The following is a 13,753-nucleotide window of genomic DNA, read 5'->3' as shown; positions in this document are numbered from 1 at the left end:
TCAGATGGCCATTTTCTCCAAGTCGAACGTGCCGCAGTTCTCCGTCGAGGTGTACCAGAACGCCTTCCTGCCGGAGGGCGGCCGCGAGGTGAACGCGATCGTCACCGTCACCTCGACCGGCGGCGGCACCACCGGGGGCGTCCCCCTGCCCGGAACGGCGGCCTCGCCCGGGTACGGGCCGGGGCAGGCGCCGAGCGCGGCGGTGGTGCTGATGGTCGACTGTTCCGGTTCGATGGACTACCCGCCCACGAAGATGCGCAACGCGCGCGACGCGACGGCTGCGGCCATCGACACGTTGCGCGAGGGCACGCGGTTCTCGGTGGTCGCGGGGACGCATGTGGCCAAGGACGTCTACCCCGGCAACGGACAGCTCGCGGTCGCCGACGCGCGGACGAAGGCCCAGGCCAAGGAGGCCCTGCGGAAGCTGAGCGCGGGCGGCGGGACCGCGATCGGCACCTGGCTGCGGCTGGCCGACCGGCTGCTCGGCGCCGCCGACGTCGGCATCCGGCACGGCATCCTGCTGACCGACGGCCGCAACGAGCACGAGGCGCCCGAGGACCTGCGGGCCGCGCTGGACTCCTGCGCGGGACGGTTCACCTGTGACGCCCGGGGCGTCGGCACCGACTGGGAGGTGAAGGAGGTCACCTCCATCGCCTCCTCGCTGCTCGGCACCGCCGACATCGTCGCCGATCCGGCGGGGCTCGCCGCCGACTTCACGCAGATGATGGAGAACGCGATGGGCAAGGAGGTCGCGGACGTGGCGCTGCGGCTCTGGACGCCCGTCGGGGTGGAGATCCGGTTCGTGAAGCAGGTGGCGCCCACGGTCGAGGACCTGACCGGCCGGCGCACCGAGGCGGGCCCGCGCGCCGGGGACTACCCGACCGGCTCCTGGGGCGACGAGTCCCGCGACTACCACGTCTGCGTCGTGGTCCCCGAGGCCGGGATCGGCCAGGAGATGCTGGCGGCCCGGGTCTCGCTGATCCTGCCCGACCCCTCGGGCGCGGGGGCCCCGCAGGTCCTCTCCCAGGGGCTCGTACGGGCGGTGTGGACGGACGACATGGTGGCGTCGACCTCGATCAATCCGCAGGTCGCGCACTACACGGGCCAGGCGGAACTGGCACAAGTCATCCAGCAGGGGCTGGATGCCCGCAAGTCGGGCGACTTCGACGGGGCGACGGCGAAACTGGGCCGCGCGGTGCAGCTGGCGTCGGCGTCCGGGAACCAGGACACTGCGAAACTGCTTTCGAAGGTGGTCGACGTCGTCGACGCGGCGACGGGTACTGTGCGACTGAAAGCGAAGGTCGCGGAGGCGGACGAGATGACCCTCGAAACGCGCTCCACGAAGACTGTTCGCGTCAAGAAGTAACACCACTTGGTGGCCGTACGGTCACGATCGACAGCATGACGGCCCCCGGGGCCGGACGAGGAGAGGGGGAAGCGCCGACATGCCGACCTGCCCGAACGGACACCAGTCGGGTTCCGAGGACTGGTGCGAGGTCTGCGGACACCGCATGACCGGAACGGGCGCCTCCGCCAGCGCCGTACCCCCGCCCCCTCCGCCGCCCCCCGCGCCCGGTTACGGCTACCCGCCGCCCGCCGGCAACGACGGCGGTCCGCCGACGATGCAGGCGGAGCTCTGCCCGCAGTGCCGCACGCCGCGTGAGGCGATGGCGCCGTACTGCGAGGAGTGCCGCTGGAACTTCCTCACCAACACGGCGACCTCGTACACGCCGCTGGCCCCGCAGCACGGGACGCCCGGCGATCCGGGCGGGCCTGGCGGTTCCGGTGGGCCCGGTTCCGGTGGCGCTGGTGGGCCCGGTTCCGGTGGGCCCGGCGGTCCGGGTGGGCCGGGTGGTTCCCCGCCCGGTCTCAACCTGCCGCCCGGCTTCCTGGCCCAGCAGGGTCCCGGCGGAGGCCGACAGGGCCCCGGCGGTCCTGGCGGTCCTGGTGGCCAGGGCGGTCCCGGTGGCCCTGGCGGTCCTGGCGGTCCGTCCCAGCAGCGGGACCCGTTCGAGTTCCAGGGCTCGCGGCCGTCCCAGATGAACCGTCCCGCCGAGCCGCTCGCTCACGAGCCGACCGGTCCCGGCGGCCAGGACGAGCACGGCGGCCCCGGTGGTCAACGCGGCCCCGGTGGTCAGGGCGGTCCTCCGCCGCACGCGTTCCAGCAGGGCCCGCCGCCTCCGCCGGCCTTCCAGCAGCAGGGGCCGCCCGCGCACCAGCAGCAGTCGGCGCCCTCTCCGTTCGAACCGCAGCAGGCCTCGCCCTTCGCCCCGCAGCAGCAGCAGTCGGCGCCGCACGGCGGGGGCGACGACTGGGTCCTCCCGCCGCCCTCCCAGGCGCAGGCACCGCAGCCGCCGCAGGCGTTCCAGCAGCAGGCCCCGTACCAGGGCGGTCAGCAGGGTGGCCGCCCCGACCAGAACCAGGGAAACCCGGGGAACCAGGGGTACGGCCAGGACCAGGGGTACGACCAGGGCGGCCCGCAGCACGGCCAGGTTCCAGGTCAGGGCCCCGGTCAGGGACAGCCTCAGCAGGCCACGTCCTGGACCGCCGTCATCGCGCCGGACCGTGAGTATTTCCTGGCGATGATGCAGCGCAGCGGCCCCGAGGCGACCGGGCTGAACCTGCCCGCGTACTCCCCCGAGCAGCGCCTGCCGCTCACCGGGAGCCAGGTCACCATCGGCCGCCGCCGGCACAGCACGGGCGAGTCCCCGGACATCGACCTGTCGGTGCCGCCGGAGGACCCGGGCGTCTCCCACCAGCACGCGGTGCTGGTGCAGCAGCCCGACGGCGGCTGGTCCGTGGTCGACCAGAAGTCCACGAACGGCACCACGCTCAACGGCGCCGAGGACCCGATCCAGCCGTACGTCCCCGTCCCCCTCCAGGACGGCGACCAGGTGCACGTCGGGGCGTGGACGACGATCACGATCCGCCGGGACTGAGGACCGGGGCGCCGAGGCCGGAGCGGCACCGAGACCGGGGCGGCACCGAGGACAGCGGCCCGGAGCGACGGGCGGTGACGGGCTCTCCGGTTCTCAGCCGCCCAGCGGCCAGGTGTACGGCCCCTCCGGGTCGTCCAGCCAGGCCCACTGCCGGCCCCGCGCGACCGTGACGCCGTACCGCTCCCGCCTCGGGCGCCCCTCCCGCTCCCAGAGGGAGAAGGCCTCGTGCGGATCGAGGCTGCCCGCCGTCAGGGTCAGCAGGAACCGGAAGAGCTCGTCCCCGGTCGCGCGCCGTGGCACTCCGCCGGGGCGCGCGACCGGCTCGGGCCGTGGCGAGGCCCCGCGCAGGGGCACGAAGTACGCCGGGGTGGCCAGGAAACGCCCCTCGGCGCGGGGGCCGTGCGCCGTCGTGCGCACCTCCAGCAGGACGAGCCCGGTGGCGACCGGAGCCAGGACGCACGCCCCCGGACGGCACTGTTCCGGCCAGGCGGGCGGTACGGAGGGCAGCGTGCAGGTCGCGATGATCCGGTCGTACGGGGCTCGCTGCGGGCAGCCTCTGGCCCCGTCGCCGGTGATGACCGTCGGGCGGTATCCGGCGGCGGCGAGATGGCTGCGGGCCGGGTCCGTGATCTCCGGGTCCAGATCGACGCTCGTCACCGCCGGGGCGCCGAGCCGGTGGGAGAGCAGCGCCGCGTTGTAGCCGGGGCCGGTGCCGATCTCCAGGACGGTGTGCCCGTCGTGCACGTCCAGGGCGTCGAGCATCAGGGCCATCAACGAGGGCTGGCTGGAGGACGAGATCAGCTCGCCGTCCCGCATCCGGGTGGCCAGCGCCTCGTCCCCGTACGCTCCGCGCAGCCAGCGCCGGCGCCGTACGGGATCGGGGTCCTCGCCCCAGAGCCGCTCGTAGCCCCGGGGGCCGTGCACGTAGTAGCAGGGCACGAACAGGTGGCGCGGCACCTGTTCGAAGGCGGCCCGCCAGGCGGGGTCGGTGAGCCCGCCCCGCGCGACGATGGTCCGCACCAGCTCCTGGCGCGCCTCGTCGGCCTCGGTGCCGGAAGCGAAGGGGTCCTCCCGCTGTACGCCCATGCCTCCACTGTCCTGCGGCGGGACGGCCGGGGCGAGTCCGCGAAGCGGGCCGGCCCTCGGAGCAGGCGAGTCGGAGCAGGCGAGTCGGGGCGGGGCGGGGCGGACGGGTCGGGCAGGGGCTCTCCCGGTCATTGGTCCTAGGACCCCTGACCTCGGCCGCCGCGTCTGCGACCATGGACGGGTGACAGAGATTCCGCGCGACACGCTTCAGGAGCAGACCTTTTACGAGCAGGTCGGCGGCGAGGAGACCTTCCGACGCCTGGTCCACCGCTTCTACGAGGGGGTCGCCGGCGACGAGCTGCTGCGGCCGATGTACCCGGAGGAGGATCTGGGCCCGGCCGAGGAGCGGTTCGCCCTGTTCCTGATGCAGTACTGGGGCGGCCCGCGCACCTACAGCGACCACCGCGGCCACCCGAGGCTGCGGATGCGGCACGCCCCGTTCCGGGTGGACCGGGCGGCCCATGACGCCTGGCTGGCCCATATGCGGGTCGCGCTGGACGAGCTGGGGCTGGCGCCCGAGCACGAGCGGCAGCTGTGGGACTACCTGACGTACGCGGCGGCGTCCATGGTCAACACCGCCGACTGACCGGCCCCGGCCGCCCCCGAGGGGGTTCGGGGAACCGTCGGGCAGGGCTCAGCGGTGCCCGACGGTCAGGGCCAGTGAGCCCAGCCCGCCGACCGGGTCGCGGCGCAGGGCGACCGAGCCGAACGGGGTCCGCAGCCGCAGCCAGCCGCCCGAGGCGAACAGCGAGACGGGGAAGGCCGGGTCGGCGCGCAGGAAGCCGAGGGACTGGGCGGCGTGGACCGCGCGCAGCGGCAGTTCGGTGGCGCCGACCGGGCGGGACCAGATCTCCCGGCCGATACGGTCGCGTTCGGCGCGGGTGCGCAGCTCCTCGGGCAGCGCCTCGTCCCGCGTACGGAACTCGGCGACGGCCGCGTCCAGATCGGTGCGCAGGGCGTCCGGCCGGGGCAGGCCCGCCTGCTCCTGCCAGGGCCCCCGGGGCGGCAGGACGCCGGTCCAGGGCGGCCCGGTGACGGGGGCGGGCAGCGCACCGCCCCGCTCGCCGGGCCCCTCCCCGGCGATGTCGAGGGACTCCAGCAGCTCGCCGGCCGACACCGTGACGTCGAGCGTCCGGGCGTGGGCCAGGCGGGCCGTACGGATCGCGAGGACCTCGAAGGAGGGCGGGCGGCCGAACACGGCCAGTGCGTCGCCGCCGCCCGCCTGCAACCGGACCGCGGCGGCCCGGTCGTAGTGGAGCAGCCGGCCGAGGAAGGCGGCGAGATCCGCCACCTCCCTCGCGTCGGCGAACCGCAGCGACTGCACAGGCACGGTCATGCCGCGGCGGGCTCCTCTGCCAGGTACTTCTGGAGGAAGAGCTTCTCCTCGGCGGAGATCCGCCGGGGCCGCTCCTCGGCCAGGTCGTACGGGACAACGACGGTCGAGGCCCGTACGTACACCTGCTCGGGGTCCTTGATCTCGTAGGCGATCGTCAGCGACGCGGCGCCTATCTTCGTGACCCACGACTCGACGGTGACCGGCGCGTGCCGGTGCACCAGCGGCCGTACGTAGTCGATCTCGTGCCGGGCCACGACGGACCCGCCCGCGAACGACGGCGAGCCGTCCCCCGGCGCCAGCCGGAACATGAAGTCGATGCGCGCCTCCTCCAGGTAGCGGAGGAAGACCACGTTGTTGACGTGGCCGAAGGCATCCATGTCCGACCAGCGCAGGGGGCAGCTGTAGATGTGACGAGCCAAGACGATCAGCCTCGCGTGAGCTTCTTGTACGTGGCGCGGTGCGGGCGGGCCGCGTCCGCGCCGAGACGCTCGACCTTGTTCTTCTCGTACGACTCGAAGTTGCCCTCGAACCAGTACCACTTGGAGTCACCCTCGTAGGCGAGGATGTGCGTCGCGACGCGGTCCAGGAACCAGCGGTCGTGGGAGATGACCACTGCGGCGCCCGGGAACTCCAGGAGGGCGTTCTCCAGCGAGGAGAGCGTCTCGACGTCGAGGTCGTTGGTGGGCTCGTCGAGGAGCAGCAGGTTGCCGCCCTCCTTGAGCGTCAGCGCCAGGTTGAGGCGGTTGCGCTCACCACCGGAGAGGACACCGGCCGGCTTCTGCTGGTCGGGGCCCTTGAAGCCGAACGCGGAGACGTAGGCGCGCGAGGGCATCTCGACCTGGCCGACGTTGATGTAGTCCAGCTCGTCCGAGACGACGGCCCAGAGGGTCTTCTTCGGGTCGATGTTGGCGCGGGACTGGTCGACGTAGGAGATCTTGACCGTGTCGCCGACCTTGATGGAGCCGCTGTCCGGCTCCTCCAGGCCCTGGATCATCTTGAACAGCGTGGTCTTGCCCGCGCCGTTGGGACCGATGACGCCGACGATGCCGTTACGGGGCAGCGTGAACGACAGGTCGTCGATGAGGACCTTGTCGCCGAAGGCCTTCGAGAGGTTCTCGACCTCGACGACGATGGAACCGAGGCGCGGGCCCGGCGGGATCTGGATCTCCTCGAAGTCCAGCTTCCGCATCTTGTCGGCCTCGGCGGCCATCTCCTCGTACCGCGCGAGGCGGGCCTTGGACTTGGTCTGGCGCCCCTTGGCGTTGGAGCGCACCCACTCCAGCTCTTCCTTGAGCCGCTTCTGGCGCTTCTCGTCCTTGCGGCCCTCGACCTTGAGGCGGGTGGCCTTGCGCTCCAGGTACGTGGAGTAGTTGCCCTCGTAGGGGATCGCGCGGCCTCGGTCGAGCTCGAGGATCCACTCGGCGACGTTGTTCAGGAAGTACCGGTCGTGGGTGACGGCGACGACGGCACCCGGGTACTTCGAGAGGTGCTGCTCCAGCCAGTTCACCGACTCGGCGTCGAGGTGGTTGGTGGGCTCGTCGAGGAGGAGCAGGTCCGGGGCCTCGATGAGGAGCTTGCAGAGCGCCACGCGGCGCTTCTCGCCACCGGAGAGGTTGGTGACCGGCCAGTCGCCGGGCGGGCAGCCCAGGGCGTCCATGGCCTGCTCCAGCTGGGCGTCCAGGTCCCACGCGTTGGCGTGGTCCAGGTCCTCCTGGAGCTTGCCCATCTCGTCCATGAGCGCGTCGGAGTAGTCGGTCGCCATGAGCTCGGCGACCTCGTTGAAGCGCTTGAGCTTGCCCATGGTCTCGGCGGCGCCGTCCTGGACGTTCTCCAGGACGGTCTTGCTCTCGTCGAGCTTCGGCTCCTGCATGAGGATGCCGACGCTGAACCCGGGCGAGAGGAAGGCGTCGCCGTTGGACGGCTGCTCCAGGCCCGCCATGATCTTCAGCACCGTGGACTTGCCGGCGCCGTTGGGGCCCACGACACCGATCTTCGCGCCGGGCAGGAAGTTCAGGTTGACGTCATCGAGAATCACCTTGTCGCCGTGCGCTTTGCGCGTCTTGCGCATGGTGTAGATGTACTCAGCCAAGAGAAACCGTCCGGCAGCAATAGAGGTGTGGGCAGATACACCCCATCTTGCCTGACGTCCACCCCCGGAAGGAAACCACGTCCAGGGGCGGACGGCCGGACGCGGGCTCGTCATCACCCAGCGTGCTGCTGTGCTTCCTTGCGGCGCAGGACGAACAGGGCGCCGCCGCCGATGACGAGGAAGCCGACGGCGAGGGCCGCGATCATCGGGGTGGTGCTGGAGCCGCCGGTCGCGGCGAGGTCGCCCTCCAGGCCCGAGGTGGTGGACCCGGTCGAGGCGGGGACGGACTGCACGGCGCTCCGGGTGCCGATTCCGGTGTCGTCGTCACCCGGCTGGTCCTTCCCGGCCTCGATGACGCTGCCGCTGGTGGCGCAGTCCAGCACGCCGGTGAAGTTCTTCCGGAGACCGCCGGGGCCGGTGATGGTGAAGTCGTACGCCTGGTCCTCGGCGACCGGGATCGTCACCGTCTCGGTGGCTCCGGCGGCGACGGTGTGCTCGTAGCCGCCGAGCTCGAAGGTGAAGGGCTCGTCGCCCTGGTTGGCCGCGGTGATGTCCACGCCGCCCGCCGCGCAGTTCTTCCTGGCGGTGATCGCGGGGGCGGCGCCCGTCTCGGCCCAGGTGGCGGTGGCCCGTGCGGAGACCGTGGACTCGCTGGAACCGGCCAGGATCTGGGTCTGGGTGCGGGTGGTCCCGGCGAAGGCCCTGCCGACCGGCACGGAGGTGGTGGTCTGGACGGACAGCGAGGCGGAGCCGTCGGCGCTGCCCTCCGGCACGTCGAAGTAGAGGCGGGCGCCGTCGACGGCGGAGGTGACGGGCACGCCCTCCTCGTCGGTCACCGTGATGCCGCTCGCCGCCGCGTCCACCGGAGGCGACACGGAGACCTGGCCCGCGTCGGTGCGGACGGTGACCGGGCCCAGCCGGTCCCCCGCGCGGCCGGAGACCGCCGCGGGCTCCAGCGTCAAGGACGCCCGGGGCTCGGCGACGTTGCGCGCGCGCTTGTGCAGCCAGTCGGCGAGCTTCTCGGCCTGCTTGTCCGAGGCGGTGACATCGGCGTCGTCCGAGTACCGCCAGATGGCGACCTGGGTGCCCGCGGCGGCGGTCCGCTCGGTGAGCGGCCCGGTGCCCGCCGCCTCGGCCAGCGCGGCGAGGTCGTCGATCTGCGGGTAGGAGTGCTGGAGGATCCACCGGATCTTCCCGGCGTTCCTGTTGGCGCCGAGGGAGGTCTCGGCCCAGGGGGTCTCCAGGTACTTCGCCTGGTCCTGGGTGGGGTTGTGGAGGTCGATGCAGTACGTCTTGAGCTTGCCGCCGCCGTCCACGGTCATCTCGAAGAGCCCGGCGGGCAGCTCCTGCGTCCGGTCGGGGGCGCCGTTCTCGCCCGGCAGGCGGAGCACGGCGCTGTCGAAGATCTTCAGCCCGTCGAGCACCGCCGCCGCACCGCCCTGGTGCCGGCCCGGGTCGTCGGCGGCCGCCGTGCCCGTCCCGGCGAGGGTGGCCGCCGTGACGAGACCGGAGAGCAGCAGCGCGGTCATCGGCCGGAGGAGGCTTCTGCCGCGCCCGCGCCACCCTCTTCGCCCGGTCCCGCCGGTCGCCCCGGCCCGCGCCGCTGCGCCGGTCTCCCCGGTGCGCGCCGCTCCGCCGGGGGCGGCGTGCACCGCCTTCGCGTCGGACGGCGAAGCGGACACTGAAGACGCAGAAAACACAGAATTCCCCTCCGGGCGAGACCCTCGCGCGTGGTGCGCGTGTGGGGAATGCCTCGCCAGCAGACTCAAGTGACCCATGAGCTCTGGGAATCCTAAGGACCGGGCGAACCACAGTCCCCCGTACCGCCGTCGGCCAACCATTCCGAATCGGAATCGTTATCGGCGGGCCACCCCTCCGACCAGCCCTTTCAGGACACCGCCACCCTTTCCGCGACTCTTTCGCGCACGGTCGTGGACGTGTCCGTACCACCTGTCGGACTGTCGTCCGCACCGCCGAAGGGCGGTCCGGACGACCCTCCGTCACCTCCGTGCCGCGCCAGTGGTGTCAGCGCCGGTTCGGTCCTGACGACCCGGCGGAAGGCGGCGGTCCCCCGGCTCAGGTCGTGGCCCACCGCGACCGCCTCGACGTCCACGAACGCCCGGCGCCCGCCGTCCCGTTCCTCCTCGCGGACCTTCAACCGGCCGTGGACCACGAGGGGTTCGCCGATCGCCACCGAGCCGGCCAGGTTGGCGGCGAGCGTCCGCCAGGCCCAGACCGTGTAGAAGCTGGTGGGCCCGTCCGTCCAGAGCTGCGTCTCGCGGTCCCGGCGCCTCGGGGTCACGGCCAAGCGAAATCGCGCCATTCCCCCGGTGGCGGTCTCACGGAACTCCACCGCCGTGGCGGCGTTTCCCACCAGCGTCACCATCGTCTCGTTCATGTCCAGCCCCCTGCTGCCTCGTTCTGTCGTTCCGTCGTTCCGTCCACCGCTGTACTGACTTCATGGTGGACGCCGGAAGCGAAGAGCGCGGGGGCCTGTGGACTACTGGCCGGTTGTGGAAAACTCCGTCACCGCCACGTACCTCTCGCGTACCTCCCGGTAGCGCACCAGCTCCGCCGCGACCGGGTCCAGGACCCTGGCCCGGCCGCACCCGGCCGCCGCCTCGCGCAGCCGTCGTTCGGCGTCCTGCCCGTAGCGCCGGGCGGGGCCCCTGATCGCCGCCGCGCAGGACCACTCCACCAGCGGCCCGCCGACGACTCCGGCCAGCATGATCAGGGCGGGGGTGACGAGCCCCGGCTCCAGGACGCCGACGATCTGGCCGAGCAGCCACAGGCCGCCGAAGACCTGGAGCAGCGTCATGGACACCTGGGCCAGTACCGCGACGGGCCACCACTTGGGCCGGGGCGGCTTGGCCGGCCGCCCGCCCGGCACCACGCCGAAGGCCGGGCCCCGGCTCCCCGAGCCGCCGACCCGCCCGGCGCTGTCCGAAGCGCCCGAAGCGCCCGAAGCGCCCGAAGCACTCAAGGCACCCGAGGCATGCCCCATGGCTTCACTCGACGCCGCCTCATCTGCGGCCCCATCTGCGGCCCTATCTGCGGCCTTGCCCGAGGCCTTGCCCGAGGCTTTGGGAGAACCGACCCCCGCCGCCGCCTTCGTCGCCAGCTCGTCCAGCGCCTCCGACAGCCCCTTGGCCCCGTTGAACGCCGCCTCGCGCACCGCCTGGGCCCAGGGTGCGGGCAGCCCGTCGGCGGCGGCGTCGGCGACGATCCGGACGGCCTGCTCGACCCGCTGCCGGGCGGTCAGCTCCTCCTCGGGCGGGGCGAGCGCCTGGCCCATCCGGTCCAGGCTCCCCGGCAGCCCCCGGGACTCGTACCAGCGCCACAGCCGCAGCCACGGCGTCCCGCAGGCCCGGCCCGCGTTCCTGCGCCACTCCCGCTCGGCGGCCTGACCGGCGGCGGCCGCCCCGACCGCTTCGGCCAGCCGGTCGGTGAACTCCTCCCGGGCCCGCTCGCCGAGACCGGGCCGCCCCTCCGCCACGTACACGGGGCGCAGCCGCGCCGCAGCCGCGTCCACGTCGGCGGAGAGGCGGCGGGTGGCGGCCGTGCGGTCCTGGACGAACCGGCCGACCATCTCGCGCAGTTCGGGCACCCCGTCGCCGGTCAGCGCGGACAGGGGCATGACGGTGGCGCCGGGTTCGCCGTGCTCGCCCACCGCCATGCCGTCCTCGTCCAGGAGCCGGCGCAGATCGTCGAGCACGAGGTCGGCGGCCTCGCCGGGCAGCCGGTCGATCTGGTTGAGGACGACGAAGGTGACCTCGGCGTGCCCGGCGAGGGGGCGCAGGTAGCGCTCGTGCAGGGCGGCATCGGCGTACTTCTCCGGGTCGACGACCCAGATCACCGCGTCGACCAGCGCCAGCACCCGGTCCACCTGGTGCCGGTGGTCCGTCGCGGCGGAGTCGTGGTCGGGCAGGTCGACCAGGACGAGCCCCTGGAGCGCCTCGTCGAAGGCGGCGGGACCGGGGTGCGGCCTGCGGCGCAGCCGGCCGGGGATCGCGAGGCGGTCGAGCAGGCCAGCGGCCCCGTCGGTCCAGCTGCACGCGATGGGCTGGGAGGTGGTGGGGCGGCGCAGCCCGGTGTCGGAGATCTGCGCCCCGGCCAGGGCGTTGAACAGGGTCGACTTGCCGCTCCCGGTGGCCCCCGCGATGGCGACGACCGTGTGCCGGGAGGAGAGCCGCTGCCGGGCCGCCGCCTCGTCCAGCACGCGTCCCGCCTCGGCCAGGACGTCCCGGTCGAGCCGGGCGCGGGAGAGTCCGACGAGTTCACGCAGGGCGTCCAGCCGGGTCGGCAGGGGGCCGCCGGAGGGCCCGTACGCCTCGACCTGCGGCCGGACGTCGTCCTCGCCGGAAGCGAAGGCGCCGGAGGCCCCGCCCGTACGGAAGCCTGCGGCACGGGAGCCGGGCGCGCCGCAATCGCCACCACCGGCACCACCCGCACCACTCACACCACCCGTACCAGCCGCACCAGCGCCGGCATCGACCGCCACCGCCCGGCGCGCGATGAGCCCGTCGTCCCAGCGCCCGCCCTCACGCTCGTACTCCCCCTCCTTCTCCCGCTCCCTTTCCCTCTCCCTCTCGTCCCCCTTCCGCTCTCCGCCCGTCTCCGTCGTGCCGTTGCCCTGGTCCTCGTCCGTGACGGCAGTCATCGCTGCCACCTCTCCTTCTGCAGTACGGAAAGCGCGGCGATCAGTTCGGCCTGCGGCTCGGGGACGACGTCGAGCGCGTCGAGCGGGGCGAGCCTGCGGTCGCGTTCGCCGCCGAGCACCTGATCCAGATAGGTCGTCAGCAGTTCGCCGCCCTTGTCGCGGAGGCGCAGCGCGCCCTGGGCGCCGATGCGTTCGGCGAGCTGCTCCCCCGCCGTACGGGTCCGCCGCCCGCCGAGCAGCGCCGCCGCGAGCAGGGCCGCGACGGTCTCGGGGTCGGGCGCCACGCTGCGTTCGAGCTGGCGCACCTCCTCCTCCGCCAGCTCCTCCAGGACCCGCCGCCACCGCCGTACGGCGACGGCGATCCGGCCCTCGATGTCCTCCACGGGCCCCCATCTCCCGCCCTCCCGCCCGGCGCCCTCGAACCGGAACGCCCCGGCGGCGGGCTCGCGGCTCCACTGCGTACGGATCTGCTCGTCGGCGGCGGAGACGGCGCACTGGAGCAGCGCGATCAGGCTGTCGACGAGCGCTTCGAGGAGTTCGCCGGGTGCGCTGTAGAGGGGGTAGCCGCGCCACCGGGTCCGCGCGTCCCCGGCGAGGACCGCCCCGCTCTGGAGCCTGCGCCGGATCCGGGCGGCCTCCTTGCCGTACGCGTCCTCGACCACGCCGGTGAGCCGTACGGACGCCGCGTACTGCGCGGCGACGGCCGACGCGAGCTCGGGCATCCGTACGTTCAGCGATTCGATGAGCCCGGAGGCCGTACGCCCCACCGCCTGCTGCCGGGCGGCGGGGTCCTGGGCCCGGTGGGTGAGCCAGGCCCGCAACGGGGCGACGGCGGTCGTGGGGAGCAGCCCGCTGCCGCCGCCCGCGGACTCGGGGAGTTCGGGGATGGTGAAACGGGGTACCTCCCCGAGCCCGGCGCGAGTCAGGAGCGCCGCGTACTGCCGGGAGACCTCGGTGATGACCTGGTGGGGCACCCGGTCCAGGACGGTGACGAGGGCGGCGTCGTACTCCTTCGCGGTACGCAGCAGATACCAGGGCACCGCGTCGGCGTACCGGGAGGCCGTGGTGACCATCACCCAGATGTCGGCGGCGCAGATGAGTTCGGCGGCCAGGACCCGGTTGCGTACGACGAGGGAGTCGATGTCGGGGGCGTCGAGGATGGCGAGCCCGCGGGGCAGGCTGACCGCGGTCTCCACCCGCAGCACGTTCGCGTCGTCCGCGCCGGGCCCGAGGTCGTCGAGCCCGTCGGGGTCCCGGGCCTGACCCGGCGGCAGCCAGACGCGGGTCAGCTGGGGCAGCACCCGTACGCCGGCGAACCAGTGGTGGTCGTCGGGGTGACAGACCAGCACCGGTGTGCGCGTGGTGGGCCGCAGGACCCCTGCCTCGCTGACCCGGCACCCCACGAGCGAGTTGACCAGCGTGGACTTCCCGGCCCCGGTGGACCCGCCGATCACGGCGAGCAGTGGAGCCTCGGGATCCTTGAGCCGCGGCAGGAGGTAGTCGTCGAGCTGTGCGAGGAGTTCGACCCTCGTCTGCCAGGCGCGTTCGGTCCCCGGCAGCGGGAGTGGAAGACGCACGGCGGCGACACGGTCGCGCAGGGCGGAAAGTGCGTCGATGAGCTGAGGCCGTACGTCCATGGTCAC

Annotated in this window: 11 protein-coding genes; 3 read left to right on the top strand and 8 right to left on the bottom strand. The window is 73.2% G+C overall.

Translation table 11 applies throughout. From position 1 onward, the window contains the following. The first annotated feature begins 4 nt into the window (after positions 1 to 4). Both AB0917_RS00340 and AB0917_RS00335 read left to right on the top strand, forming a co-directional pair. Positions 5 to 1,366, top strand: coding sequence for a VWA domain-containing protein (locus AB0917_RS00340; RefSeq protein ID WP_366817178.1), 1,362 nt, complete (start codon positions 5 to 7; stop codon positions 1,364 to 1,366). Positions 1,367 to 1,445: 79 nt separating this feature from the next. Then, positions 1,446 to 2,939, top strand: coding sequence for an FHA domain-containing protein (locus tag AB0917_RS00335; RefSeq protein WP_366817177.1), 1,494 nt, complete (start codon positions 1,446 to 1,448; stop codon positions 2,937 to 2,939). Positions 2,940 to 3,032: 93 nt separating this feature from the next. On the opposite strand, the gene AB0917_RS00330 is transcribed toward AB0917_RS00335, so the two are convergent. Continuing rightward, a complete protein-coding gene (locus tag AB0917_RS00330) occupies positions 3,033 to 4,025 on the bottom strand; it encodes a methyltransferase domain-containing protein (protein WP_366817176.1) in 993 nt (330 codons plus the stop codon). A gap of 181 nt (positions 4,026 to 4,206) precedes the next feature. On the opposite strand from AB0917_RS00330, the gene AB0917_RS00325 reads away from it, so the two are divergent. Continuing rightward, positions 4,207 to 4,611 (top strand): globin, encoded by a 405-nt coding sequence (locus tag AB0917_RS00325; RefSeq protein WP_366387874.1) that lies wholly within the window; start codon positions 4,207 to 4,209, stop codon positions 4,609 to 4,611. Positions 4,612 to 4,659: 48 nt separating this feature from the next. Here AB0917_RS00325 and AB0917_RS00320 read toward each other — a convergent pair whose 3' ends face one another. The 7 genes from AB0917_RS00320 to AB0917_RS00290 form a co-directional block, all read right to left on the bottom strand. Beyond that, on the bottom strand, positions 4,660 to 5,361 hold the full coding sequence (locus AB0917_RS00320) for a hypothetical protein (protein ID WP_366817175.1): 702 nt from the start codon (positions 5,359 to 5,361) through the stop codon (positions 4,660 to 4,662). Then, on the bottom strand, positions 5,358 to 5,780 hold the full coding sequence (locus AB0917_RS00315) for a thioesterase family protein (protein ID WP_366817174.1): 423 nt from the start codon (positions 5,778 to 5,780) through the stop codon (positions 5,358 to 5,360). The genes AB0917_RS00320 and AB0917_RS00315 overlap by 4 nt, the downstream gene beginning before the upstream one ends. A gap of 5 nt (positions 5,781 to 5,785) precedes the next feature. Beyond that, positions 5,786 to 7,450: an energy-dependent translational throttle protein EttA gene (ettA, locus tag AB0917_RS00310; protein WP_366817173.1), complete on the bottom strand. Its 1,665-nt coding sequence runs from the start codon at positions 7,448 to 7,450 to the stop codon at positions 5,786 to 5,788. Positions 7,451 to 7,563: 113 nt separating this feature from the next. Continuing rightward, a complete protein-coding gene (locus AB0917_RS00305; protein ID WP_366817172.1) occupies positions 7,564 to 8,979 on the bottom strand; it encodes a Cys-Gln thioester bond-forming surface protein in 1,416 nt (471 codons plus the stop codon). Between the two features lie 359 nt (positions 8,980 to 9,338). Next, positions 9,339 to 9,848, bottom strand: coding sequence for a single-stranded DNA-binding protein (locus AB0917_RS00300; protein ID WP_366817170.1), 510 nt, complete (start codon positions 9,846 to 9,848; stop codon positions 9,339 to 9,341). 102 nt (positions 9,849 to 9,950) lie between these two features. After that, complete coding sequence (locus AB0917_RS00295; protein WP_366817169.1) at positions 9,951 to 12,110, bottom strand: GTPase; 2,160 nt, start codon at positions 12,108 to 12,110, stop codon at positions 9,951 to 9,953. Next, positions 12,107 to 13,747, bottom strand: coding sequence for an ATP-binding protein (locus AB0917_RS00290; protein ID WP_366817168.1), 1,641 nt, complete (start codon positions 13,745 to 13,747; stop codon positions 12,107 to 12,109). Before AB0917_RS00290 ends, AB0917_RS00295 begins: the two co-directional genes overlap by 4 nt. Between the last annotated feature and the right edge of the window lie 6 nt (positions 13,748 to 13,753).

Origin of the sequence: Streptomyces sp. NPDC007346, assembly GCF_040703535.1 — a bacterium.
Classification (GTDB): domain Bacteria; phylum Actinomycetota; class Actinomycetes; order Streptomycetales; family Streptomycetaceae; genus Streptomyces.
This window is presented reverse-complemented; position numbering and strand designations above follow the sequence as displayed.